Consider the following 26,771-nt stretch of genomic DNA (forward strand, 5'->3'; position numbering starts at 1 on the left):
GCCAATACCACTCGCAATGCAGGCGTCACCCGAGTAGGTAATTCAAATCATAAAAGATTGGAAGAAATGGAATGGCGATAAAATTCGAAAATATCAAAGTAGGTAAAAAACTAGGATTAGGTTTCTTTCTGATCTTAATAATGACGGCGATCATTGCCGGCGCGGGCGTCATACACATAGAGGAATTAAAGCAAAGTATTGATAAAACCAATTTAAGCAACAATATCCGTGAAGAAATCAATCAGGCCAAATATTACCGGGCGCTATATAGTGCCAGTTACCAGTCTGAAGATATGCAAAAAAATATCCTTCACATCAATAACATGAATCAGTTGGTGTCTGAGTCAAAGCAATGGGACTGGTGGGGAAATGACACCGCGATGCTTTCTCAAATTACCACCGCCGTTGCCGAATATCAGAAAATTCAGCAAAGCTACATTGCGGCCATCAATAAAAAAGATGATATCCGCAAAAGCTGGAACCTCTCGGAAGCAGGAAAATATTTACAACAACTCGATGATCAGTTAAAGGCTGATGAGTATAACTTTGCGCTTCAACTACAGTTTTCCGAACTCAACCAGAAATTGACCGCTATTCGCTACCATGTGCGTGGCATTCTTCTTTCCCGTGATAGAGAAGCGGAAAGCGATCTGAAGAACGCGATCGATGATGCACAAAAGACGCTGAGCGCTCTGTATCAAAACCTGCCAGCTGAGCAACAGGAAATTCTTAATCCGGTACTCAGCATCATGAACACTTATGAAGAACGGGCGTTGGCGTATATGCCTGCCTATGAGGAAGAAGTGGCGTTAGCCCGGCAGATGGGAACCATCGCCGACCAGATGAACGACGCGATCGAAACGTTGCTCGACAACCAGCTACAGTCCACTCAGCAGGATATTCGTTCTTCCGAAATTCAAATGGTCATCACCACGCTGATTACGCTGGTGCTTGGGCTGCTGATTTCCTGGTTTATTTCCCGCCAAATTACGACGCCGCTGCATCAAACGCTGGATATGGCCGAACGCATCGCCACCGGCGATCTCACTATGTCCATCAAGACCGCTCGCCGTGATGAACTGGGCCAGTTGATGAGCAGCATGGCGAAAATGAATGACAATCTGCATAACATGATCGATGAAATCCGTATCGGCGTCAGCCAGATCTCGACCGCATCAGGCGAAATCGTGGCGGGTAATACCGATCTGTCTTCACGCACCGAGCAACAGGCGGCGGCGGTCGAGCAAACGGCGGCCAGTATGGAAGAGTTGACGGCCACGGTGAAACAGAACGCCGATAACGCGCACCACGCCAATAAGCTGGTCATCAGCGCGTCTCAAACCGCGAAACAAGGCGGTGAACAAGTCAACAACGTGGTGAAAACCATGAATGACATTGAGCACAGCTCCAAACGCATTGCAGAAATTACCTCTGTAATCAACAGCATTGCCTTCCAGACCAATATCCTGGCGCTGAATGCCGCGGTAGAAGCCGCTCGCGCGGGCGAACAGGGCCGGGGATTCGCCGTGGTGGCCAGCGAAGTGCGTAATCTGGCCCAACGCAGTTCGCAAGCCGCGAAAGAAATCGAAGGGTTGATCGCCGAATCCGTCCGTCAGGTGACTCAGGGGGCCGTGCTGGTCAGCAACGCAGGCAAAACCATGAGCGACATCGTGACGTCAGTCACTCAAGTGCATGACATTATGGGTGAAATTGCTACCGCCTCCGATGAACAGAGTCGCGGTATCGAGCAGGTCAATCAGGCTATCGTGGAAATGGACAGCACGACCCAGCAAAATGCCGCACTGGTGGAACAATCCTCGACGGCGGCCGACTCGCTGGAAGAACAGGCGACACTGCTGAAGCAGGCGGTTTCCGTCTTCCGTTTATCCAATACGCGCGATGAATCAACGCCAGCCGGCATCGCTTTCTCCCAGTCGCCAACGCAACTGGACTACAAACCCTAATCAGGAACGATACATTTATGCTCGTGCGCAGTTCGTTATGGCTGCGCACTTACCGAGGTAAGTGCATCGAAATACATTTGCTGTCAGACAACACAGCCGCCAATAGCGTTGATTGATTGCGTAAAGCGCCAGGGAAAATGGCCGCTTAAAATGGCTTCGGCGCGTAGCCCGTCATCTCTTTCAGTTCCATTTCACGGCCCAGCGCCGTCATGGGATGCACGACCACCAGCCCGCGGACGCTTTTCTTCAACGCGCCCATATTCGCCTGCTCTTTTTTGGTGATGGCGCGGCTGAAGGGTAAGCGAGACAGTTTCTGCGCTTCCTGGCTGAGCTTCTGAACTCGTACACTTCGCAAACGTTCGATTTCTGCCGTCAGCGTCTCGCATGCCTCCAGATTAAGGGCTATCGCTTCGGCATCCCCCTGGGCAAGCAACGTGGCTTGCTTGCGAGTCAACGCATCCAGTTGATCGCTAAGGCGTTTAATTTCTGCTTTTTCTTGCTCTTTCATAACCTATAAACCTGTCGACCCTTCTTACCTGACGTTACCGCTTATCCGCAACGCCAATTAATTTGGGTATATCATTGAAGAATCATGCGGGGCACAAGCATACACCAAATGGCTCACCGGTGCAGTGGACGAAAACAGAGAAACAGGGGGTCAAAAAGCCTTTTTCAAACTGATCCGGGAAATCAGCTCGGTGAGTGACAGCACCAGCGTCGAACGCACCATTTGTTGATAGCGCTGTTGCTGCATGCTGACCAGCAGTGGGTCGATGGAATCGCCGCCAGGCGGTAGCGCAGGCGCAGAGGGCAGCGCACTCACACAATGCAGTTCGCCAACCGGTCCAAGGATCTCGTCATCCGTAAAATGGTATTCATGCTCGTCATGAGCGAGTTCCTCGCCCAGCGCCATCAGCAATTCGGCGTCTTCATACTCTTTACGGCTGATCATGCCCAGGCCATAAATCAGTTTGAGACGCACAGAAAGATCGCCCAGCGGCCCCGTTCCTGTCATTAGTGGCTCAACCGCATATTTCACGGCATAGTCATCTTTGCGAAACACCTGCAACATCAGGATACTGACGGCCTCAGCCAGCAGGTCAACGGCCTTGAGCATAAAGCTGCGCACCGTTGTACCTGAGTTCAGTGTCTCAAGAACCCGGTTTTCAAACGCCTGTGTTTCTTCCATCATCACTTCTCGTACCTTTAACCCGCACACAGACCTGCTTATCTCCGGTAGGACATTCAACTAGCCAGCGCAACCATGCCCGTTTCCCGACACTATCCGTCCCACACATTCCCAACAGAACGCTCAGCGGCATTATCCGTCATGCCCGCGCAGACAGACATCTTTTTTAAGATCAACCGATGACATCAGGGAAAAATCCCCGCGTTCACGGGGATGTCGTGCCGGATAAAGTTTGGCAACGTTCAGAAGGCAAACATGGTCCGACACATTATTGCATGGCGTTATACACACTCACGGCTTGCGCGACAACCTCACTGTTCGCATCCAGACCGGAGATCTGCGCCAGCGCAGCCTGTGGACCAAGGTTCTGCAACAGTTCAGCCAGCTCCTGCGCCTGCGGGTCCTGCTCGCTGCGATAGTGCATCGCCGCCGCGATACCGATAATCAGGTTGTCATGCGGCAATTGATATTCCAGCGTCCCCAACAGCGGCTTGATCAAACGATCGCCCGCACTCAGCTTACGCAACGGTTGACGCCCCACCCGCTCCACGTCATCGTGCAGATAGGGGTTTTCAAACCGGCTGAGGATTTTATTGATGTACGCCGCGTGCTTGCTGGCATCAAAACCGTAGCGTTTGATCAGTACCGCACCGCTCTCTTCCATCGCGCCTTTGACCACGGCCCGGATTTCCGGATCGAGGATCGCATCACGGATAGTCTGGTGCCGGGCCTGCTGCCCCAGATAGGCCGTAATGGCATGACCGGTGTTCAGCGTAAACAGCTTGCGCTCAACAAACGCCATCAGGTTATCGGTGAGCTCCATCCCCGGAATGACGGGCAGTTCACCGCAGAACTGGGTTTGATCAACAATCCATTCACTGAACGTTTCTACCGTTACGGCCAGCACATCATCGCTGCCCGCTTCGGAAGGCGGAACAATACGGTCAACGGCGGAGTCCACGAATCCCACATGTTCATCGACCCATGCCAGCAGCGTTTCCGGCAGCAGTTTCAGAACGTGCTGCTTAAGCTGGCTGGTGCCGCGCACCATATTTTCACAGGCGATGATGTTCAGCGGCTGTGAATTGCCATCCTCATGACGTTTCACCAATCCCTGAGCGATCGTCCCGGCAATTTTTTCCAGAATCTGCGGCCCGACAGCGGTAGTGACCAGATCAACCCCGGCAATCAGCGCGATGGCTTCCTGACTGCCGCTGTGCACCGCACTGACGTTACTTACGGTATCCAGACGCGTTTGTTCTCCCACAATACGCACCTGATAGCTTTTGCGACGGTTCAACGCATCCAGCAGCGGCTGGCTGACATCAGCGAATGTCAGTTCGATATTGGCATCGGCCAGCAGTTTACCAATGAATCCCCGGCCAATATTGCCGGCACCAAAATGTAATGCTTTCATCATGCTTTAACCTTTTAAAACGAAAAGATAAAAAGAGGCGGCCCGGAGGCGGCGGCATATATACCCAATAGATTGCAAAGTGCAGGAAGGCGGCAACGAGTGACAAATTCGTCGGGAACGAATTTGAACAGCCTACGGTGAGAGACCGGAGGTCTCTCATTAGTCCCAGTCACTTACTTGAGTAAGTGACTGGGGTAAACCGGGAACGGCCAACGCATCTGCAACCTGAAAGATGACGGGTATAATCAGGCGTTCTTTTTACCGGACAGCAGGTCGAGTACATCCTGCACGTCGTGGGTATGCGCGAGACGATCAATCACCGCTTCGTCATCAAGCGCATTAGTCAGACTGGTGATCACCTGAATGTGTTCATTGTTACGGGCGGCGATACCGATGACCAGACGGGCCACCTCATTTTCTTCATCGCCGAAACGCACGCCATCAGGGTACTGGCAGAAAACCACGCCGGTTTTCAGTACCCGATCTTTCGCTTCAATCGTACCATGCGGTACCGCGATGGATTCACCCAGATACGTGGACGTCAGTTTCTCGCGATCCAGCATCGCTTCGACATATTCCGGTTCAACATAGCCACCTTTGACCAATTGCTCGCCCGCAAAGCGAATCGCCTGCTCTTTATCGGTCGCATGCTGATTGAGAAAGATATTCTCAGCACGCAGTTGGAACAGGTTTGACGACTCGGCAGTTGCGGCGGCAGGCGCGGCAGCAGACGGCGTGGCGCTTCCCTGCGCGGCAACCAGGCGGGTCGCCAGATCGCTATACAGGTTACTGTCGAGGAAATTGGTCAGCGAAATATGCTGAGCCTGTGGTGCATGCCGCATTGCCCGCTCAGTCAGATCGCGGTGGGTAATAACCAGATCGACATCGTCCGGCAGGCTATTAATCGCGCTGTTGGTGACGGAGATATTGGTCAGCCCGGCATCCTGCACCTTCTTGCGCAGCACCCCCGCGCCCATCGCGCTGGAGCCCATACCGGCATCACACGCCACGATGATTTTACGCACGGTGCTCAGATCACCGCTGATGCCCGTATTCACGCCGCCCTGCCCTTTGGCGGTGGCTTTCATTTCCTGCATACGGCGAGTCGCATCGCCCAGATCGTCTTCGCTCTTTTGCTTCATGCTCTTCAGCAGAATCACAGAAACGATGAAGGAAACAGCAAATGCCGCCGTAATCGCCGCAATGTTAGCGAAATACGCGCCTTTCGGCGTCATCGCCAGCACCGCCAGAATTGAACCCGGAGAAGCAGGAGAAACCAGACCGCCACCCAGAATGTTAAGGGTGAACACGCCGGTCATACCGCCCAGAATCACCGCAATAATCAGACGCGGGTTCATCAGGACATAAGGGAAATAAATTTCGTGAATCCCACCGAGGAAGTGGATGATCGCCGCGCCCGGTGCAGATTCTTTTGCATTGCCACGACCGAAGAACATGTAGGCCATCAATACGCCCATACCCGGACCTGGGTTGGCTTCGATCAGGAAGAAAATCGATTTTCCGGTTTCAGTAGCCTGTTGGATACCCAACGGCGAGAAGATACCGTGGTTAATGGCGTTGTTCAGGAACAGAATTTTTGCCGGTTCAACGAAAATCGACGTGAACGGCAGCAGGTTATTCTGCACCATCAGGTTAACGCCGGCCGCCAGTACATGGGAGAACACCTCGACCAGCGGACCGATAGCCAGGAATGCCAGAATAGCCAGCAACATGCCGAGGATACCGGCAGAGAAGTTGTTGACCAGCATTTCAAAACCACTTTTGATTTTGCCGTCAACCATTCTGTCGAAGCGCTTGATTGCCCAGCCGCCCAGCGGGCCAACAATCATCGCGCCCAGGAACATGGGAATATCCGTCCCGGCGATCACACCCATGGTCGTGATGGCACCCACCACGCCGCCGCGTTCACCAAAGACCAGACGGCCACCGGTATAACCGATCAGCAACGGCAGCAGATAGGTAATCATCGGACCGACGAGATTCGCCAGCGTCTCGTTGGGAATCCAGCCCGTAGGAATAAACAGCGCGGTAATAATACCCCAGGCGATGAATGCGCCAATATTGGGCATCACCATGTTGCTCAGAAAGCGGCCAAAATTTTGCACTTTGACCTTAAAGTCTGGTGAAAGCATAAAAACACACCCCTATTGAGACGCGCTGACAATAAGAGCGCGTGATAATTATCGTGAGACGCTGTGACAACCATTCATCACATGAACGTCCCCGTCTGTATTGCTATATGCAACGCGGACTCTAGCACGCTGTTTTCATACCGCAACTTCACGGCATAAACGTGACAAAAATCACACAACCACCCTACATTACCGCCACAAATAGGTGATTAACTTCACAAAAAAGCATTAAAAACGCCGAAATCCCACGCCGCCAGCCAGTATCCCTTGGCCATATTTGTGATACTAATCACATTTCAACTCATGCCATTTGTTTTGATTATGTGATTCTTATCACAATTTATTTTCACCCCCGCGCCCGTTTCCCCCTCAATCTGTCGAACTTACGGTGCGGCGGCGACACCCAGCGACGTTAGCGCGTTCGACAGGTTCTGCTGCTGCGCAGGTAACCCCGCTATCATGCCGTTGTACTGGGCCACCTGTTGCGGCGTATGGAAATGTACCTGGGCACCGTTGAAAACGACCTGATCGCCTTGCGCCTGCAAATAATCCCCCACCTGAATCAGGCTCTGGGCAAACGAAATCGCGCTGGGGATCAACGGCAGCAATATGTTGGTCGGCTGCGTCACAACGCGGTTATACAATCGATCATAGCCAACTTGTAATTCTTCCGGTTGTTTGAGCGCGCGGCGGGCATTATCCGCTTGCGCTTTTGCCGTCTGAATATGTTGCCCCAGCATATTTATGGCGCCGATAGACTGGCGGAGCGCGTCACGTTGAGACAGGAAATCTTCGGGGACGCGTATATGGGAAACCTGCGCCATCATTGGCGTCAGACTACCGGCTACGGCCTGATGAAACTGCTGGGAAAAGGTGGTCAGGATCGCGTAATCGTTGACAAAGGGCCCGAAATTCTTCTTTTGTTCTTCTGTCAATTCAGGCAGTTTTCCATCCTGTTGCAGTTGAACATTCTGCACGAAAACCGTAAAAGCTTTACGCTGATCGGCTTCGCTATCGCCACATCCCGCAATCTGCAATGCCATAAAAAATACGAAAACAGACCACAGCCAACGTGTGCGATATTCCATCACTCCTCTCATTCCATGCTCCTGTTTTTAGTATGTTCTGATCGTCCGGCTACGTTTAAGCATAGTCGGATCAATCCAGCTGTGCCGAGATGTTGTTCACTTACAAACCGGATGACACAAGATCGATGACAAAGGCGACATCAGCCTTACCTTAACTGCTTAAAAAATGAGCAAGCCTCTCTCTATGCTGGTGCACACGCCAGCGGTTCTTCCCGCGTTTTCCCGCGCAGGCAGGCTTCTTTCGAAGAATAACCGTTTAAAATCATTCACTCTGAATTTTTGCCAGATTTCGTTATTTGCATGGCGTAGTTCTTGCTTGTGATTGGTATCCACCTTCACACCTTCATTCAAGGGCAGATCATGGCACTCACGTCTCATTCAAGTTATCAGAATGCAAGTCATCGGAATGGATTTCGCTGTGCATCGCATATTCGGGAATTGGCTCAGCACAGCCAACTGCTGGCTGACTGGTCGCTCCGTTACGATCAGATATCCCAAGGCCGATTTGAGGGCAATATCAAAGAGGCCTGGATTGACGATATACAGTTTCATGAGGAGCAGCTATCTCAAGCGGTGTTTCAAAGCGGGAAAGGACGTGATGAGACGTTGTGTCTGGGCGTATTCAATATGTTGTCAGCTGAAGCACGCTGGATGGGCAAAAGCCTGACATTGCAGGATGTAACCTGGTCCTATAACGGCGGTGAGTTGATGTTGCAAACCCCCGATCGCTCCTCGATACAGGTACTGAGCATTCCGCTTTCACTGCTCCCTGACATTGCCAATGAGTTACCCAATGCAGTTTACTCTGTCAGAGACGATGCGCTGGCTTCACGTATCCGGCAACAAATCACCGCCACATTCAACAGCATCATCGATCATCCGCTTCAGATGGCCAGCCAGCAAGCCAGACAACATTTCAAAAGCGATCTCAGGGAACTGGTGTTCGCATTTTTTGATGTCGCCAACCGGCAAAATGCCACCATACGGCACTCGCAGCAAAAAGCGCAGCGCGTTGTCAGAAGTGCGCAGGAGGCATTGATTGAGAATCGGAGCATGCCGCTGACCATGGATGAACTGTGTCTGATGACGCATACATCACGACGCACCCTACAGAACTGTTTTGAGGTGGTGACGGGGCAAAGTCCGGCCGTGTTTCTCAAAAATATGCGGCTGAACGGCGTAAAAAGGACGCTGGTGACCAGCCGTGAGCCATTAAACATCAGCGATGTGGCGTCACAATGGGGATTCTGGCACCTGTCACAATTTACCGCAGACTACAAGCGTCTGTTTGGCGAGTTACCGTCTCAGACATTGAAAGCCATCCGTCGACTCAACTGAAGCGTGATGGAAAAGTTTGCCAGATTTCGATAACGGAAAAACGAAACGCATTCATAGACTGGCCATGAACCATCAGGAGGGACAGGAACATGGCACAGCATCATACTTATCCTCAAAAAGCGTATTCTCAACACGCTCAGTCTCAGCGACATAAGCTTCAGAAAGGCAGTCTTGGACTGTGGTCGATCATCTTCTTCGTCATTGCTGCCGCCTCCCCGCTAACCGGCGTGGTCGGTGGTTTACCCGTCGCATTTATGGTCGGCAATGGCGCTGGCGTTCCCGGCGTCTATGTTCTTGCCGGGCTGCTATTGATCGTTTTCAGCTTCGGATTTATGGCAATGGGCCGTTATATCGTCAATGCCGGCGCTTTTTACGCTTACATTGCACAAGGGTTGGGAACACGCAGCGGCATCGCCGGGCTGAGCGTAGCGCTGCTGGCTTATACGGCGATACAGCTGGCCGTCACCGCGATGTTCGGCTTTTTCTGCTCACAGTTTATTGAATCGCAACTCAGCCTGCACGTTCCCTGGTGGCTGCTTTCCTTAGGTATGCAGGTTCTGGTTGTCGTACTGGGCATTGCCAGAGTGGAACTCGGCGGTAAAGTGCTGGGTATCCTGATGCTGCTGGAAGTCGGTATTGTGTTACTTGCCGATGCCGCCATCATTACACAGCCGCTGACGTTTGAATTAAGCTCGTTTACGCCCTCCACCATTTTTCAGGGGGATATCGGGATCGCCATGATATTCGCCATCTGCTCTTTTGTCGGATTTGAAGCCACGGCGATTTACTCGGAAGAGTGCCGCGATCCGGGTAAAGTCATCCCGCGCGCCACCTTGCTGGCCGTAGTGCTGATTACGCTGTTTTTTGCGGTCAGCGGCTGGGCTTTCGTCCAATATGCGGGAGCCGTCAATGTCGCCGAACTGGCGGCAAAAGATCCGGGAATGTTCGTATTTACCATCGTTGAACACATGCTCGGCCCCTGGGCAATTCATGTGATGTCCATTCTCCTGTTGACCAGCCTGTTCGCCGCCGCACAGGCCTTCCACAACACCCTTTCCCGCTATCTGTTCGCCATCAGCCGGGATGGCCTGCTGTGGTCCAAAATGGCGGCGACACATCCGAAACACCAGACGCCGTACATTGCGAGCATGGTACAGAGCGCGTTTATGCTGTGTTCAACCGCCCTGTTCGCCATCGCGCAACTTGATCCCCTGGCGAACATTTTCTCTTGGGCATCTGCGCTGGGCAGCATGTCCATCCTGCTGCTCCAGTTCGGCGTTTCCGTTGCGGTGATCGCCTACTTTATAAAAAACCCATCCGCGCAGGTTTCATTCTGGAGCCGGTTAATCGCCCCGGCTATCGCTGCCGCCGGGATGTTTGTGACGCTGGTGATAGTTATCAACAACCTTGATGTGCTCAGCGGCTCCTCGTCACCCGTTGTCGCTGCTTTACCTTATCTGGTGCTGATCACCGCGCTGGGTGGGTTCCTGGGAGCCCATTTCCTGAGTCGTCTTCATCCAGAACGCTACTCACGGGTCGGTCAAATCGTCGAGAGCCTGTAACCCACCGTTTCCTTGATTTAATGGAGTTTTTGATATGACTATGTTGAATGAAAAGCCCACGCAGAACGACAACGTAACCGGGTCAACCTACCGTTTCTGGCATCCAATGGCGCATCCTAACGACTGGTCAGGACGCGATCCCCTGCGGATCGTAAAAGGTGACGGGCTGTATGTATGGGACGACAAGGGCCGTAAGATGCTGGATGGCTTCGCGGGGTTGTGGTGTGTCAACATCGGCCATAACCGCCCGGAAGTCAAAGCGGCGATCGGCAAGCAGATGGATGAGCTGGCCTACTACCAGTTGTTTGATGGCGTCAGTCATCCCGGCGCCGAAAAGCTTTCTAATAAATTGATCCAACTGACGGCACAAGAAGGCATGAGCCGCGTTTTGTACGGCATGGGCGGTTCTGACGGTGTGGAGACCGCACTGAAAGTGGCGCGTCAGTACTGGATACTGAAAGACGAGCCTAAACGCACCCGTTTTATTTCACTGAAGAACGCCTATCACGGCGTACATATCGGCGGCACATCGGTATCAGGATTGCCCATCTACCGCTTGAGTTACGGCCCCATGTTGGAAGGCTGTTCCCAGATCGAATCGCCGTGGCTTTACCGTAACCCCTGGAATTGTGATGACCCAACGACGCTGGGCAAGCTGGTCGCCGAGCAACTGGAACGCGATATTGTGTATTATGGCGCGGATACCATCGCGGCGTTTATTGCGGAACCCGTGCAAGGCGCAGGCGGCGTCATCGTGCCTCCCGCCAATTTCTGGCCGCTGGTGCGTGAAGTCTGCGACAGATACGGCGTTCTGCTGATTGCCGATGAAGTCGTGACCGGTTTCGGCCGTAGCGGCGCCATGTTCGGCTCCCGTGGCTGGGGCGTAAAACCTGACATCATGGTCTTTGCCAAAGCCTTGACGGCTGGCTATGTACCGCTTTCCGCCACGGTCTTCAATCACCGCATTGAAGAAGCCTATTCATCCAACCAGGATGCGCGCGGTTTGTTGATGACGGGTTATACCTATGGCGGCCACCCATTAGGCTGCGCGGCGGCGCTGGCGGTGCTGGATATCGTGGAAAATGAGAATTTGCCCGCCAATGCGGCACATATGGGAGAATACCTGCTGGGCCAGTTGCAATCGTTCGAACAACGTTTCCGGTCAGTCGGCAACGTGCGCGGTAAGGGATTGATGATCGCCATTGATTTGGTCGAGAACAAACTGACGAAAACACCTCTCGCTCCAAATAATAATCTGGCGTTCCGCATCGCTGAGGCCACCCGCAATGCGGGTGCTGTTGTTCGTCCAGTAGGTCCGAAGCTGGTGCTGGCTCCGCCGTTGATTATCGACAAGGCGGGCTGCGATCTGCTGGTTTCTGCCCTGAACACCGCCTTTGAAAAAGAAGACCAATAAGCCGTATCTGATTAAACGCAACCACAAACCATCCGGGATCGAAAAATCGATCCCGGATTATATCTGTCAGCAAGACGCCGGATTATTGTCCGTAATACGCTGCGGTATACAGATCCCGCATGTCTTCTACCTGAGGATTACCCGGATTGGTTAACGTGCAGGGATCGGCCAGCGCATTGCTGCTCATCCGGTCGAGTACCTGTGTAAATTTCGTCTCGCAGAAATCCACCTCATCACACTCACGTAACGTATCGGGAATATTTAGCCGGTGATTCAGATCCCGAATAGCGCTGGCCAGGTTGATGATGCCAAAGCGTTTCTCAATCTGCTGATATTTGTTTGTCCAGTGGCTGTTATATTGGATCACATAGGGCAGTAGAATGGCGTTGGCCAGCCCATGCGTAACGCCAAATTCGCCACCCAGCTTATGCGCCAGCGAATGGATAATCCCCAGCGACGCATTAGTAAAGGCAATACCTGCCAGGGCCGAAGCATTATGCATGTGGTAACGTGCGCGCATGTTATTCGGCGACAGATACGCCGTTTCCAGATTCTCAAACACCAGCCGAATCGCTTCCAGCGCGTAGGGATCGGTAAACGACGTGGCTGACGTGGACACGTAGGCTTCCAGCGCATGAGTCAACACATCCATCCCCGAGTAGGCGGTAACGTGCGGCGGGCAGGTGGCCGGGATCGCCGGATCGAGGATCGCAATATCCGGCACCATATCGGACGCCACGATAGGATATTTGATGTGGCTTTGCGTATCGGTAATCACGGAGAAAGCCGTAATCTCCGATGCGGAACCGCTGGTTGAGGGGATGGCAACAAACCTGGCTTTGTTACGCAGTGGGGGCATGGAGCCGACGGGTAAGATATCTTCAAACGTCAGGTGCGGATGCTCATAGAAACACCACATGACTTTGGCGGCATCAATGGCGGAACCGCCGCCGAGCGCGACAATCCAGTCCGGTTCAAACTCCAGCATGGCTTTCGCGCCACGCTGGACCGTACTAACCGAAGGGTTGGGTTCAACATTGTCAATAATCAGGCATGCCATCCCCGCTTGTTCGAGCAGTTGCTCGGTGCGCGCCAGAAAACCGTGCCGTTTCATCGAACTACCGCCGGTCACGATCGCCGCCTTGCGTCCGCGCAGAGTGGCGAGCCGTTCCAGCGCATCTTCACCATAGGTGATATCGCGCGGGATAGAAAAGTTAATCGAACTCATAATAATCTCCTGTAATTAATAATAAACTATATAAATAGCATTACAGCAGACAGAGAGTAACGACGTTATCAGTTCAAAGTACGTTGGTTATTAATTCATTCTTTATTCGTCCAGTTTGACCAATAGCATCCCCTTCTCTGCCTCGAAATCAATAAAAAAATAAATAACAAAAATCATTAAATCATTTATTTTTAGTGATGCTTATCGCACATTGATCGTAACCAGAGGCTATTCCAGTATAGGCTCGACATTGGCTAAGAATTGTGATCTTCACTCTATTTCACAAAAAATGAAATAGTATAAAAAACCACAGCAACGATCAGGGAAAAAATAAGATTAGCGGTATAAGTAATATATATAAGAAATAATTATCGCCATGTTGAAAAGATGAAAAATTAATTGTTGTCGCACGTTAATGGGATGATATTTAATTTACGTTCATGTGTTAATTAATCAATACTGAACGATCAATGGCCGCTCAGTGTTGGAACATGGCAGCATCAGGTCAGAAGCGTATGTTGCAGGCGCTGTTTTCCCTTTAAATATCAGGCCACTCAGATATCCGTTCACCAGCATTCCCGGTATGCCGGCTCATTCATATAAAAAATATGCCCGTCTTGAATTTTCTTTACTAAAACCTTTTACTTCAGATAAATAGGTTGGAACCCGGACCACCGCGCCATACCGAATAAAATAAACAAAAATACCATTGATAAAACGCAACACAACCTGACGGGAATACTCAACATCACTCCCCGAACAAGTCCAAAGACGATGCCAATAAACGCGCTGATTAATAACCCCGTTGTCGCACAATATTTAGGATTTGATCTATCAGAAATACTTCCCATGACAAATTTACTTATTCCATAAGCAATAGACCGTAAAGTGAGAAGGATGCCGTTGGTATATACCCTAAATAATTCGAGTTGCAGGAAGGCGGCAAGGGAAGGATAAATTCGTCGGGAACGAATTTGAACAGCCAACGGCTGGCCTTCGGTGAGAGACAGGATGTCTCTCATTAATCCCGATGAGCTTACTCAGGTAAGTGATTCGGGTGACTGAGCGCAGCCAACGCACATGCAACTTGAAGTATGACGGGTATAACCATAATTTTCTATCATATAAGGAGTGGCGAGACGGTCATTCTTCCTTAAGAGATAAAATGCGTTGATCGACACCATTTATCGCATTGGCATTGAAGAAACGTTTTAAGAACGAAGACGCTGCGGGGTTGAGTCATGGTCAGGAGTGATGAATCTCAGACCCCGGCATGGACAATGCCGGGGTCTGTATAAGGAGTTATTGCAATACGGAAATATCCGCGACTTGCAGGAACAACTCACGCAGTTTGCTGAGCAATGTCAGACGGTTGACACGCAATTGCTCATCATCCGCCATCACCATCACCCGATCGAAGAAGGCATCAACCGGTTCGCGCAGCGAAGCCAGTTCCGCTAGCGCTTCCTGATAATGGCCCTCGGCAAACAGCGGCTCCAGCTTATCAGTCAGCACCACGACGTGCGTCGCCAGCGTAATTTCCGCCGGGTCTTTCAATACCGACGCATCAACATTCGCTTTCAGCGTATCGCTGGATTTCGCCAGAATATTGGAAACCCGCTTGTTGGCGGCGGCCAGCGCTGCTGCCGCGTCGAGCGTACGGAAGTGGCTGACCGCCTTCACCCGGGCGTCAAAATCAGCCGGACGGGTCGGACGACGCGCCAATACCGCCTGAATGGTATCCACGCTATGGCCTTCTTCCTGATACCAGGCGCGGAAACGGCCGAGCATAAACTCAATCACATCATCCACTACCCTGGCGTTGGTCAGCTTGTCGCCGTACAGACGCACGGCTTCTTCCGCCAGAGTCTGCAAATCGAGCGGCAAACGCTTCTCGACGATGATACGCAGCACGCCCAGCGCCGCACGACGCAAGGCAAACGGGTCTTTATCCCCTTTAGGGTGTTGACCAATGCCAAAAATCCCGGCCAGCGTATCCATTTTGTCGGCAATCGCCAGCGCACAGGCAACCGGGGAGGATGGCAGGGCGTCACCGGCAAAACGCGGCTGATACTGTTCGTTCAGCGCGACGGCAACATCCTCCGCCTCGCCGTCGTGACGCGCATAGTGCATCCCCATCACGCCCTGCGTGTCGGTGAATTCAAACACCATGTTGGTCATCAGATCGCACTTGGACAGCAGACCTGCGCGGGTCGCGTGATTCACATCCGCACCAATCTGACCGGCAACCCAGCCCGCCAGCGCCTGAATGCGATCGGTTTTATCACGCAGCGTACCCAGCTGTTGCTGGAACAGGACGGTTTCCAGACGCGGCAGATGATCTTCCAGACGTTTTTTACGGTCGGTGTTGAAGAAGAATTCAGCATCCGCCAGACGCGGACGCACCACTTTTTCATTACCGGAGATAATCTGCTGCGGATCTTTGGATTCGATATTGGCGACAAAAATGAAGTTCGGCAGCAGCTTGCCGCTGTTATCGTAAACCGGGAAGTATTTCTGGTCGCCCTTCATGGTATACACCAGCGCTTCGGACGGCACCGCAAGGAATTTTTCTTCAAACTTCGCCGTCAGCACCACCGGCCATTCAACCAGCGAGGTGACTTCTTCCAGCAGGCTGTCGCTCAGATCGGCGTTACCGCCAATCTTGCGAGCGGCGTCTTCGGCATCAGCCTTGATCTTGGCTTTACGCTGGTCGTAATCCGCCATGACCTTACCGCGCGCCAGCAGGATTTCAGGGTACTGATCGGCATTGTCGATGGTAAATTCCGCTGCACCCATAAAGCGGTGGCCACGGATCGTGCGGGCGGAATCAATGCCCAACACCTGACCGGGGATCAGTTCGTCGCCCAGCAGCAAGGTCACGGTATGAACCGGACGGACAAACTGGGTTTCTTTATCGCCCCAGTGCATCAGTTTCGGAACAGGCAGCTTAGCCAGCGCCGTGCTCACCATTCCCGCCAGCAGAGCCTGAGCCTGCTCGCCTTTAACCTGCGCGCGGTATAACAACCACTCGCCTTTATCGGTTGTCAGGCGCTCAGCCTGAGAGACCGTGATACCACAACCGCGCGCCCAGCCTTCGGCCGCTTTGGTCGGATTGCCATCCGCACCAAATGCCTGGGCAATCGCCGGGCCGCGTTTTTCTATTTCACGATCCGGCTGCGCGGCGCTCAACGCCTCTACTTTCAACGCCAGACGGCGCGGCGCGGCAAACCAGCGCACGTCGCCATGGGTCAAACCGGCGGCATCCAGCTCGGCGGTAAAGTGGGCGGCAAAAGATTCCGCCAGATTACGGAGAGCCTTCGGCGGCAGCTCTTCCGTGCCGATTTCCACCAGAAAAGTCTTGTCAGTCATGGCTGCCTCTTAGCTCTCTTTCTTATTGCACACGTTTTTATTGCACAGGGGGAAGCCCAGCGCCTCGCGGGAAGCATAATAGGCTTCCGCTACCGCCTTGGTCAGGGTACGAATACGCAGGATGTAGCGCTGACGCTCGGTAACGGAAATCGCTTTACGCGCGTCCAGCAGGTTAAAGCTGTGCGCCGCTTTCAAAATACGTTCGTAAGCCGGTAACGGCAGTGGTTTTTCCAGCGCCAGCAGATGCTGCGCTTCTTTTTCATACTGCTCAAAACAGCTGAACAGGAAATCGACATCGGCGTATTCGAAGTTATAGGTCGATTGCTCGACTTCATTCTGATGGAACACATCGCCGTAGGTGGTTTTACCCAGCGGACCGTCACTCCAGACCAGATCGTAAACGCTGTCCACGCCCTGAATGTACATCGCCAGACGTTCCAGACCATACGTGATCTCGCCGGTAACAGGCTTGCACTCCAGACCGCCGACCTGCTGGAAGTAAGTAAACTGGGTCACTTCCATGCCATTCAGCCAGACTTCCCAACCCAATCCCCAGGCGCCCAGCGTCGGGTTTTCCCAGTTGTCTTCCACGAAACGGATATCGTGGATGGTCGGGTCCATACCCAGCTCTTTCAATGAGCCAAGATAGAGTTCCTGAATATTATCGGGCGACGGCTTAATCACGACCTGAAACTGGTAGTAGTGTTGCAGACGGTTGGGGTTTTCGCCGTAGCGGCCATCGGTAGGACGGCGGGACGGTTGGACATAGGCGGTAGCCATCGGCTCGGGTCCGAGCGCTCGCAGACAGGTCATCGGATGTGAGGTGCCTGCACCGACTTCCATGTCCAACGGTTGGACAATGGTACAGCCCTGACGCGCCCAATAATCCTGTAATGTCAGGATCAGGCCCTGGAAGGTCTTGGTATCAAACTTTTGCATGTTGGATTCGCACGCGACACAAGTGGATTTACAATGAAGGCGCCAGTATACCCTCTGAGTGCAAGATATACAGCCAGAATGCGGCAACAAGTTCATATCGGTGGCGATTTTTCATGCGGGCAGGGGACGTGCGCATCAATTTGCAGGAATAGAGGAGAAAAACCAGACGTTCCGATCGCCAGCTCCCGTTTTACCTGTTCATCACGACATTATCCGTAATATAGGTCTCGAATTATTCGGCCAACGAACGCCGCAGATAGTCTGCAAATAGTTGGTAAAGTTCTCCCTGAGTCGTAACATTCAGGATCAGTTGAATGGCGGGAACCCCTGGCGCCCCATATGCCGAAGAAAGAACCTGGAGATCCCCAGTCACTGCTTTTTGCGGTAATAGACCAATACCAAGCCCATTCGCGGCGGCACTTCTTATATTCTCAAACGATGCGCTGACATAAGAGAGGAAATAGGGCTTGCCGGCACGCTCCAGCGCCTGTATTGCGCATGTTCTGATGACGCATCCTTCAGGAAAAGTAATAAGGGGTATTTCAGGAATATTGTTGAAGTGTTCTTTCTTTGAAGAGACCCAATGCAATTGCTCCACGCTAAGAACGCTTTCCGTATCTGCAATGATTGGCTGACCCGCTATTTTCTTAAGAATGACCACATCCAAATTCCGGCGCTCAGACAAAACGGCAAGGGCCGAAGATGAGGCCGCGGTAATTTCAACCCTTAGCTCCGGGTTTTCCTCCAGGCACCATGAAACCGCTTTATGCAAGTTATCGACCCTAAAGTCATCCGGCACGCCGAGGGTAATCTTTCCGCGTAATTGGAACTTCCGAACAGATTGAATCGCCCGGGTCGTACGAGTAAGGATATCCCGCGCGGCGGGAAGTAACTGCTGCCCCTCATCCGTCAAACCCACAATATGCCCCTGGCGCCGGTTGATCAATCGACAGCCGATGTCTGCTTCCAACCGCTTGAGGCTGATGCTGAGGGTTGATTGAGTTCGCCCCAGCTCTTCGCCTGCACGCCCAAAGCCGCCATGATCGGCGACGAACACAAATGCACGTAGTTGCTCAAGCGTCACACTACGTCCATCAAAGCGGTCTGTGCCAATGTCCTGATCCACTGCCGGCTTCTCCAACTGCGTCAAAATTGATGAAATCAATTATAACAAAGAAACTATTTATTTAATAAATAGAAGCATTTGATACAGCATTAAGAAGTAGGCAGAAATCTGATGATGAATCATTAAAACCAGCCCATATGAAAGAATTCGATCATTTCGTACGGTTCCGGTGTCATGCCCGCAGCACCTGTTCGCCAGTATAAAACCGACATTATCATCATTGGTTATCCCCGGAGATATTCAGGGATTTCAACGATATGCACATTGCCACTCTCCCTGCGAGGTCGACCGCCGATGTTTATGATTGTTGCCCCAATATTTATGGTTATCTTTATTGGCTATGGCTTCGGACACCTGCGTCCCGATGACCAGTCGTCCGACAAATTGATCAACAACTATGTGCTGTATGTCGCACTACCGGCTTTGTTATTTCTCGCCATAGCAAAAGCCGATATTAGCGAACTCAACCAGTCAGGCTTCATCGTTGCCACGCTTGCAGGCATCGCGGCGGTGTATATAGCCGGTACGCTGATCGCGAAAATAATGGGGTTTGGCATGCCGCAGTCCGCGATTCTGAGTATGGGGGCCAGCTATGGTACGACCGGATATATGGGCGTCCCGATTTTGATCTCCGTATACGGAGAATCGGCCGCGCTCCCGGCCGCAATCGCCACCATCCTCCATAACATTCCGACGATCATGGCCGTTATCGTTACCTACGACATCTTGTCGAATCGGAACGTTGGCGACAAAGCATCCGTGAGTAAAAGCGTTCTCAACGCAATAAAGACAACCGTTACCAATCCACTGACCGTTGCCGTTATTGCCGGGCTGGTATTTGTTTTTCTAGGAATTCCCGTGCCTGATTTTCTCACGTCCTTCGCCAGCTTTCTGGGTGGCGCCGCAGGTCCCACGGCCTTATTTGCCCTGGGGTTGGGGCTGGCAAGACTCAATATCCGGAAGCATGCGAACAGGGAGGCGCTCAAGCTGGTTGTACCCATGGTTATCCTCAAGCTGGTTATACAACCAGCCATAACGTTTGCCATAGCCTATTACCTGTTCGGCATGCAGAAAACTGACACTATCTGGCCGATCGCCGCCATCGTCATGGCCGCGCAACCCATAGGGGCTGGCGTTTACGTTTTCTCTAATAAATATGGCTTCAAACAGGAAGTCATATCACTTTCGATCATTATTTCCCTGCTGATTGCCCTCATCACGATCCCCGTGATCCTATCGCTATTTCCGGTTTTGGGCGCTGAATAGTATTAAGCGGCGTTTGGACCGGACGGTACGGCAAGGATTACCCCGTAAACACCGTTTGCAGCATCTTCAGGCTGAGCAGCAGCAGCAGCGCCGCAAAGGCTTTCTTCAGGGTCGCAACCGGTAAACGATGAGCCAGACGGGCGCCGACCGGTGCGGTGAAATAGCTCACTGCCGAAATCAATACTACCGCGGGCAGGGAGACATAGCCGACGCTGTAATCAGGCAGCCCGACCATTGACCAACCGTTGATCATGTATCCCAACGCCCCGGACAGCGCGATAGGCAGCCCAACCGCCGCCGATGTCCCGATCGCCTGCTGAATTCGCACGTTGCACCAGGTGAGGAACGGCACCGTCAGCGAGCCGCCGCCAATCGCCACCAGCGCGGAAATGCTGCCAATCACCAGGCCCGCCAGTGAAATCCCCGCCGTTCCGGGTAATTGACGCTGCGGCTTGGGCTTGATGTTCAGCACCATTTGCAGGGAAACATAGGCCATAAAACAGGAAAAAAAGATCGCCAGCGCACGCGTCGGCAACAGCGTTGCCAGCCAGGTAGCGGCAAATGTCCCAATCAGAATCGCGGGCGTAATCCGCAATACGACAGGCCATAACACGGCCTGATGCTGATGATGGGTACGCAGGCTGGAAATGGCCGTAATCACAATCGCCGCCATTGATGTCCCCAATGCCATATGTACCAGATGCTCATTCTGTACCCCCTGGGCAGCAAACAGCGCGGTCAGGATCGGCACCATGATGCCTCCGCCGCCAATCCCCAATAATCCGGCCATGAACCCCACTACCGCGCCTAACGCCAGATAGGCCAAAATCCACTCAACCGCCATTCCATTCCCCAATTTGTCGTTTGTTGTCGTTTTTTATAACATCGCCTGAACCACAAAGTACCTGATAAGCCTCATCCCACGCGGGTCCGCCATCATCATATCTGTGAACAACCACGCAAAAAGCTGGTTGCATATACAGTATTTTAAATGCGATGATCGCCCATGCGCTGGCGGCGGCCTCAAAGAACGGCCGGATAAAACAACTAACGCACTTGCAACGCGAAAGATGACGGATATATCAATAACAACAACACCGCCAAATAACAACCTGCCGACAGGCCATGGCATGATATACCCTAAATCATTCGAGTTGCAGGAAGGCGGCAAGAGAGGTCAAATTCGTCGGGAACGAATTTGACCAGCCCGCGGCTGGCCTCCGGTGAGAGACAGGATGTCTCTCATTAATCCCGATGAGCTTACTCAGGTCAGCGATTCGGGTGACTGACAAATCTGCCGGGAGCAGATTTGAACGCTGCTTACAGCGGCCCCATCGGGCGAGGCCCATGGATGGGCCGAGTAATAAAGCCAACGCATCTGCAACTTGAAGTATGACGGGTATAGGAAAATAAAATGAATCGTTGTGGTTGGGTTACCCAGGATACGCTTTATCAGGACTATCACGATAATGAATGGGGCAAGCCCTGCAAGGACAGCCAAAAACTGTTTGAGCTGCTTTGTCTGGAAGGCCAGCAGGCCGGATTGTCATGGATTACCGTATTAAAAAAACGTGAAAATTACCGTCGCTGTTTTCATCAGTTCAACCCTGAGCGCATTGCCCGGATGACCGAAGACGATGTAACCATGCTGCTGCAAGACAGCGGTATCATCCGTCATCGCGGGAAAATCGAAGCCATTATTACCAATGCCCGCGCCTGGCTGGCGCTGGAAAATCAGGGAGAGAGCTTTTCACATTTCATCTGGTCGTTTGTCGACCATAAGCCGTTGATTAATCAACCGGCATCGCTTGCCAATGTCCCGGCTAAAACGGCTATCTCGGATGCCATGTCAAAAGCGCTGAAAAAACGCGGCTTCAAGTTTATCGGCTCCACCATTTGCTACGCCTTTATGCAGGCAGGCGGGTTGGTGAACGATCATACCGTCGACTGCTTCTGTTATCAGGAAACAGCAAAATGATTCGCGCGTATCGGGAACAAGATCTGGCCTCGTTGATGTCCCTGTGGCTGGAAAGTACCACGCTGGCGCATCCTTTTATCAATGAGGAATACTGGCGGGAAAGCGCCGGGCAGGTGCGTGATGTCTACATTCCCCAGTCTCAAACCTGGGTGTATGAGGAACAGGAGCAGATTATCGGCTTTATCAGCGTGCTGGACGCCTGTTTCATCGGCGCCTTGTTCGTCGAACAGCGATTTCACGGTAAACACATCGGTGCGGCGTTAATCAGACACGTTCGGCAATATTTTCCACTACTGCTATTGGAAGTCTATCAACGGAACGAACGAGCCTGTGCATTTTACCGTAAACAGGGGTTCGTGGTCGCCGCAGAGCATTTTAATCACGAAACCCAAGCCACAACGTTGATTATGCAGTGGGCATCCAAAGAATAATTCCCCGCCAGGCATCCTCGGTTAGCCCGGTCTCTTCGCCGCCGATCCCCTGCCTAAACATACCGTTATATACCCATCATTCCGCACGCGAATAAAGCTCAAAAATCCACCGCAAAGGTATTACATTGGTATTATTTGATGTTACGCTATGCGCAGAGGGCAGGCGAAGATCCTATCATTTCCGGCGCCCGACGCGCGATTGCAATATCACCCGATTCAGGGATTTTTATCATTTAAATCAAAAACTAATATTAAAAATTCTCAAATAATACTTATTTATTCCGCCAGCGGACGAGATTATTCAGTCTCATTAAGGACGTACCATGCCATTAAATAAAAAGAGCCGTATCACGGGCGCGCTATATGGACAGATGTTGGGTGATGCGATGGGTATGCCATCAGAGCTATGGCCGCGTTCGCGTATCAAAGCGCATTTCGGTTGGATTGATCGGTTTTTACCCGGTCCAGAAGAAAATATTGCAGCCTGTTATTTTAAAACCGCAGAATATACCGACGATACTGCCATGGCCCTTGCACTGGCAGATGCGTTGATCGAATGTGAAGGCAAAATCGATCCCGTCGCCATCGGGAAACATATTCTGCACTGGGCATTGTCATTTAACGCCTTCGAGAAAAACATCCTTGGGCCAACCTCCAAAGCGGCGCTGACGGCGATACAGCATGGCACCGCGATCGGTGAACTGGACAACAACGGATTAACGAACGGCGCCGCCATGCGCATTTCACCGTTAGGCTGTCTGGTGCCGGTGGATTCGCTGGACGATTTCATTCGTGATGTCGAACTCGCCTCCAGCGCAACGCATAAATCCGATGTTGCTATCGCGGGCGCCACCGTGATTGCCTGGGCGGTATCAAAAGGGATTGACGGCGTCTCGTGGCTGGAGATCAGCGATGCGCTTCCCGCCGTCGCGAAAGCGGCGCAGGAAAAACGCGTGACCACTTACAGTGCCTCCATGTCGGCGCGGATCACGCTGGCGTTACAGACGGTAAGAGCCGTGCATGAAACGGAACACGCGCTGGAGCATGTTTATGACCTGATTGGCACAGGGGCGGAAATTATTGAATCCGTTCCGGCAGCCATTGCGATGGTCGAACTGGCAGAAACCGACCCGAACCGTTGCGCAATACTGTGCGCCAATCTTGGCGGAGATACTGATACGATCGGCGCCATGGCTACCGCGATCTGCGGTGCGATAAACGGGATTGGCAGTATTGCTCCGCACTTTAAACAGCAGTTGGAAGAGGCCAATCAGGTTGATCTTGAGCATTACAGCAGTGAGCTGTTCAGGTTGCGTGAATTGCGAAAACAGGCTGGATAATGCGCGGTTCGACAAAAAACAGTCCCGGCGCCGGGCTACTCCGAAAAGAAGACATACACGTCTGAGCGACAGTAATTAATACTGTATTCGACAGGTTTGCCGTTATTATCAAACGCCAGTGCTCTAATCACTAACACCGGTAGAGACGCCGGCGTTTTAATATGCGCCACGCTAAGCTGGTATTCCAGCCGATCGTTGATATATGTGCCGTAGCCGCGATTGCGGATAACGATATTTTGGGATTCCAGCAACTCGAGCGCCTTGCGCACCGTAATACGTGATACCCCCATCGCTTCCCCCTTTAATCACGCCTCGCCCACCGCGTGACTTACCGACAGCATCATAGGCTTGCAGTATCCCGCTCACTACGCGATGATTCCCTACGTTATTTTCGCCCTGACCTTCCTAACTCACCGGAGTTTGCGATGAAACCTAGCGTCATTCTGTATAGAAAAATTCCTGACGATCTGCGCGCCCGCCTGGATCAACATTTTACCGTCACTGAACTCGATGACTTTCCTGCTGTAGATCATCCCGCACTGGCGCAGGCAGAAGGCTTGATCGGCTCCGGCGGTAAAGTGAATAAAGCCTTTCTGGAACACACGCCGCGCCTGCGCGCCGCGTCCACCATCTCTGTCGGTTACGACACCTTTGATGTGGATGCCATGAGCGAGAAAGGCGTCGCCCTGATGCATACGCCGACCGTGCTGACAGAAACCGTGGCCGATACGGTACTGGCGCTGATGTTGGCCAGCGCCCGCCGGGTCGTGGAAGTCGCAGAACGAGTCAAAGCAGGCGAATGGAAGAGCAGTATTGACAGCGACTGGTTCGGCACCGATGTTCATCATAAAACGCTGGGGATACTCGGTATGGGGCGCATCGGTCTGGCCGTGGCGCAGCGGGCGCATTTTGGCTTCAGTATGCCAATTCTCTACAACGCGCGTCGTCACCATCCGCAAGCGGAAGAGCGCTTTGACGCGCGTTATTGCGATCTGGATACGCTGCTCGCCGAATCAGACTTCCTGTGCATTACCCTGCCGCTGACCGCCGAAACGCACAATCTGATTGGCCGTGAGCAGCTGGCTAAAATGAAGTCCAGCGCGATCCTGATTAATATCGGCCGCGGTGCGGTGGTGGATGAAAAGGCGCTAATCGATGCGCTCGGCGACGGGACAATCCATGCAGCCGGTCTGGACGTATTTGTTAAAGAACCGCTACCGAAGGAATCACCGCTGTTAAGCCTGCCAAACGTGGTGGCGCTGCCCCACATCGGCTCGGCAACCCATGAAACTCGCTATAACATGGCGGCTTGTGCGGTAGATAACCTGATCGCGGCGCTAACCGGTACGGTAAAAGAAAACTGCGTTAACCCGCAGGTGTTGAAATAAGCTTCAGATGAAAAAGCAAGGCTGCGATTGCAGCCTTGCCGGAAACCGCGATCACTCAATCGCGATAGGTTTTTCTGTCAGCGTGGTTTTATTATCACCCTGAATAGCCTGTACTTTTTGTTCTGTTGCCTTAACCGCGTCCGCACTGCTCAGCAAGCTGTATGTCAGCTCAAATACCGTACTTTGTCCCGGCTGAAGCTGTTTTACCCGCCCTTGTTCCCGCTCAATGGTCACCGGATAGGCATAGCTGGTGCCGGGTTCAATGCCGGTAACATAGCCCTGCTTCACGGTGTCGGTGTTTTTCCACAGCGTCAGCAGCGGCAGTTGGCGGGTATCGAACTCAATGGATACGCCTTTGTCGCCCGCACGGTTTACCAGTGCCGCCAGCGTTTTGCCCTGTTTATCGGCATACGGCGTCAGGTTAAAAACCATTTCATCGAAATCTTTGGTGGGGCCTTGATAAGTTTGCCACTCTTTCAGCCCGGCTTTGGCGTAATCATTAAAGGGTGAAATTTCTTTTACCGGCGCAATAAACCGCGCTCCCTCTTCGAGAATCGGCGTACCAAAATTACTGTGATAGATAATCTGGTAATCGCGGACATAGTCCGCCTTATTCGTCAGCACATCATGCACCGTAAACGACTCGCTGCCGGGGATGTAACGCAGTTCGGTCCAGGTTTCCAGATTGGATTGCTTGAAGCTGTTCTCTTTCAGCAGACCGCGAACCGTGATCTGATAAGGCGCTTTTTCACTGATGTCTACGACGACTTTTGATGCCGGCGTGTTGCCGGCACGGCCATGCAGCGTATAAATCGTCCCCTTGTCCACCACGGGGTGACCGGTCCATTCATAGCCACAGCGCACCATCATTTCGTTAAAGCCTTCCAGCCAGCCCAGCCCGTTACGACTTTCCAGATTGATGGTATTCGGGTTGACCACCTCATTCACCGGAGAATCCCATCCCAGACGAATGTCTTTGCCCGTCACGTGCAGCAAATCCATACCACGGCTTGGGCTAAGTACAATTTTTAACCCGTTCTGGCTGGTAATCGTAATGATTTTACTGCCTTCCTGACGCCCGCCGTGCAGGACCGTTTGCTCAATGCTGAAATGCTGATCCTTGATCTTCATTACATCACTGCTGATTTGCCAATTTCCCTTTTCCACACTGCTTTCAGCATCCGTCAGCACGAACGTCTGGGCAGACAGTTGCCATGAAGTCAGCGCCAACGATATCCCCATCACCAATAATTTTTTCATTTCATTCTTCCTTTTTGCTGAATTGATTTAGCTACCGAGAAGCCAAGATTACAAATCAGCCCACTTTCAGAATGTGACAGCTATCACCAGATGAAAAAACACGACGTTATTGCTAATTTTTCTGAATAAAGATCACGACTACGTTAACTATCATCGTATTTATTGCAAAATAAATGGGATATCGATCGACTATTTTTGATATCGATTCAGCTGTCATCCATAAAATCACAGCGCCATATTGCAGTAAGGTTGACAACGTTCAGCAAAACGTAGCGATCGGCATTAGCCGAATGAGAAAATGCATATAACCAATTAAAA

The 26,771-nt window shown here is 52.2% G+C and carries 21 protein-coding genes; 9 read left to right on the plus strand and 12 right to left on the minus strand.

Going from position 1 to position 26,771, the window contains the following annotated elements; translation table 11 throughout:
• Window positions 1-71 precede the first annotated feature (71 nt).
• On the plus strand, window positions 72-1,964 hold the full coding sequence (locus B4923_RS10685) for a methyl-accepting chemotaxis protein (protein ID WP_109054351.1): 1,893 nt from the start codon (window positions 72-74) through the stop codon (window positions 1,962-1,964).
• A gap of 145 nt (window positions 1,965-2,109) precedes the next feature.
• Here B4923_RS10685 and B4923_RS10690 read toward each other — a convergent pair whose 3' ends face one another.
• The 5 genes from B4923_RS10690 to B4923_RS10710 all read right to left on the minus strand — a co-directional run bounded on the left by B4923_RS10690 (window position 2,110) and on the right by B4923_RS10710 (window position 7,811).
• Window positions 2,110-2,472, minus strand: coding sequence for a YibL family ribosome-associated protein (locus B4923_RS10690; protein WP_109054352.1), 363 nt, complete (start codon window positions 2,470-2,472; stop codon window positions 2,110-2,112).
• Between the two features lie 150 nt (window positions 2,473-2,622).
• Window positions 2,623-3,156, minus strand: a complete 534-nt coding sequence (locus B4923_RS10695; RefSeq protein ID WP_211313945.1) for an MltR family transcriptional regulator — start codon at window positions 3,154-3,156, stop codon at window positions 2,623-2,625.
• Window positions 3,157-3,421: 265 nt separating this feature from the next.
• The gene (locus B4923_RS10700) at window positions 3,422-4,570 is read right to left on the minus strand and encodes a mannitol-1-phosphate 5-dehydrogenase (RefSeq protein WP_109054477.1); all 1,149 of its coding nucleotides are present in this window, start codon (window positions 4,568-4,570) and stop codon (window positions 3,422-3,424) included.
• A 245-nt stretch (window positions 4,571-4,815) separates the two neighbouring features.
• Window positions 4,816-6,723, minus strand: coding sequence for a PTS mannitol transporter subunit IICBA (locus B4923_RS10705; RefSeq protein ID WP_109054353.1), 1,908 nt, complete (start codon window positions 6,721-6,723; stop codon window positions 4,816-4,818).
• A 383-nt stretch (window positions 6,724-7,106) separates the two neighbouring features.
• Entirely contained in the window at window positions 7,107-7,811 is a 705-nt protein-coding gene (locus B4923_RS10710; RefSeq protein WP_109054354.1) for a DUF3053 domain-containing protein, read from the minus strand.
• A gap of 360 nt (window positions 7,812-8,171) precedes the next feature.
• Between B4923_RS10710 and B4923_RS10715 the strand changes: the two genes are divergently transcribed.
• The 3 genes from B4923_RS10715 (at window position 8,172) to B4923_RS10725 (ending at window position 12,125) form a co-directional block, all read left to right on the plus strand.
• Complete coding sequence (locus B4923_RS10715) at window positions 8,172-9,149, plus strand: helix-turn-helix domain-containing protein (protein WP_109054355.1); 978 nt, start codon at window positions 8,172-8,174, stop codon at window positions 9,147-9,149.
• A gap of 89 nt (window positions 9,150-9,238) precedes the next feature.
• Complete coding sequence (locus tag B4923_RS10720) at window positions 9,239-10,711, plus strand: APC family permease (protein WP_109054356.1); 1,473 nt, start codon at window positions 9,239-9,241, stop codon at window positions 10,709-10,711.
• A gap of 34 nt (window positions 10,712-10,745) precedes the next feature.
• Window positions 10,746-12,125 (plus strand): aminotransferase class III-fold pyridoxal phosphate-dependent enzyme, encoded by a 1,380-nt coding sequence (locus B4923_RS10725; protein ID WP_245929551.1) that lies wholly within the window; start codon window positions 10,746-10,748, stop codon window positions 12,123-12,125.
• Window positions 12,126-12,207: 82 nt separating this feature from the next.
• On the opposite strand, the gene B4923_RS10730 is transcribed toward B4923_RS10725, so the two are convergent.
• From B4923_RS10730 to B4923_RS10745, 4 genes are all read right to left on the minus strand, one after another.
• Window positions 12,208-13,353: an iron-containing alcohol dehydrogenase gene (locus tag B4923_RS10730; protein ID WP_109054357.1), complete on the minus strand. Its 1,146-nt coding sequence runs from the start codon at window positions 13,351-13,353 to the stop codon at window positions 12,208-12,210.
• A gap of 1,302 nt (window positions 13,354-14,655) precedes the next feature.
• Window positions 14,656-16,725, minus strand: coding sequence for a glycine--tRNA ligase subunit beta (glyS, locus tag B4923_RS10735; RefSeq protein ID WP_109054358.1), 2,070 nt, complete (start codon window positions 16,723-16,725; stop codon window positions 14,656-14,658).
• Between the two features lie 9 nt (window positions 16,726-16,734).
• Window positions 16,735-17,664: a glycine--tRNA ligase subunit alpha gene (gene glyQ, locus B4923_RS10740; protein ID WP_109054359.1), complete on the minus strand. Its 930-nt coding sequence runs from the start codon at window positions 17,662-17,664 to the stop codon at window positions 16,735-16,737.
• Between the two features lie 232 nt (window positions 17,665-17,896).
• Window positions 17,897-18,790: a LysR family transcriptional regulator gene (locus tag B4923_RS10745; protein WP_245929552.1), complete on the minus strand. Its 894-nt coding sequence runs from the start codon at window positions 18,788-18,790 to the stop codon at window positions 17,897-17,899.
• Between the two features lie 294 nt (window positions 18,791-19,084).
• Here B4923_RS10745 and B4923_RS10750 point away from each other — a divergent pair, with 294 nt between their 5' ends.
• Entirely contained in the window at window positions 19,085-20,056 is a 972-nt protein-coding gene (locus B4923_RS10750; RefSeq protein WP_109054360.1) for an AEC family transporter, read from the plus strand.
• 37 nt (window positions 20,057-20,093) lie between these two features.
• Here B4923_RS10750 and B4923_RS10755 read toward each other — a convergent pair whose 3' ends face one another.
• Window positions 20,094-20,900, minus strand: a complete 807-nt coding sequence (locus B4923_RS10755) for a sulfite exporter TauE/SafE family protein (protein WP_109054361.1) — start codon at window positions 20,898-20,900, stop codon at window positions 20,094-20,096.
• A gap of 570 nt (window positions 20,901-21,470) precedes the next feature.
• On the opposite strand from B4923_RS10755, the gene B4923_RS10760 reads away from it, so the two are divergent.
• The 3 genes from B4923_RS10760 to B4923_RS10770 all read left to right on the plus strand — a co-directional run bounded on the left by B4923_RS10760 (window position 21,471) and on the right by B4923_RS10770 (window position 23,805).
• A complete protein-coding gene (locus tag B4923_RS10760) occupies window positions 21,471-22,034 on the plus strand; it encodes a DNA-3-methyladenine glycosylase I (RefSeq protein WP_109054362.1) in 564 nt (187 codons plus the stop codon).
• On the plus strand, window positions 22,031-22,465 hold the full coding sequence (locus B4923_RS10765; RefSeq protein ID WP_109054363.1) for an N-acetyltransferase: 435 nt from the start codon (window positions 22,031-22,033) through the stop codon (window positions 22,463-22,465). The genes B4923_RS10760 and B4923_RS10765 overlap by 4 nt, the downstream gene beginning before the upstream one ends.
• A 323-nt stretch (window positions 22,466-22,788) precedes the next feature.
• Entirely contained in the window at window positions 22,789-23,805 is a 1,017-nt protein-coding gene (locus B4923_RS10770) for an ADP-ribosylglycohydrolase family protein (protein ID WP_109054364.1), read from the plus strand.
• 35 nt (window positions 23,806-23,840) lie between these two features.
• Here the strand turns inward: B4923_RS10770 and B4923_RS10775 are convergent, their stop codons facing one another.
• Window positions 23,841-24,095 (minus strand): GntR family transcriptional regulator, encoded by a 255-nt coding sequence (locus B4923_RS10775; RefSeq protein WP_109054365.1) that lies wholly within the window; start codon window positions 24,093-24,095, stop codon window positions 23,841-23,843.
• 135 nt (window positions 24,096-24,230) lie between these two features.
• Between B4923_RS10775 and ghrB the strand changes: the two genes are divergently transcribed.
• Window positions 24,231-25,193: a glyoxylate/hydroxypyruvate reductase GhrB gene (ghrB, locus tag B4923_RS10780; RefSeq protein ID WP_109054366.1), complete on the plus strand. Its 963-nt coding sequence runs from the start codon at window positions 24,231-24,233 to the stop codon at window positions 25,191-25,193.
• A gap of 51 nt (window positions 25,194-25,244) precedes the next feature.
• Here ghrB and B4923_RS10785 read toward each other — a convergent pair whose 3' ends face one another.
• Entirely contained in the window at window positions 25,245-26,453 is a 1,209-nt protein-coding gene (locus tag B4923_RS10785) for an aldose 1-epimerase family protein (RefSeq protein WP_109054367.1), read from the minus strand.
• Window positions 26,454-26,771: the final 318 nt, after the last annotated feature.

This window comes from Brenneria roseae subsp. americana (genome assembly GCF_003115815.1).
Classification (GTDB): domain Bacteria; phylum Pseudomonadota; class Gammaproteobacteria; order Enterobacterales; family Enterobacteriaceae; genus Brenneria; species Brenneria roseae.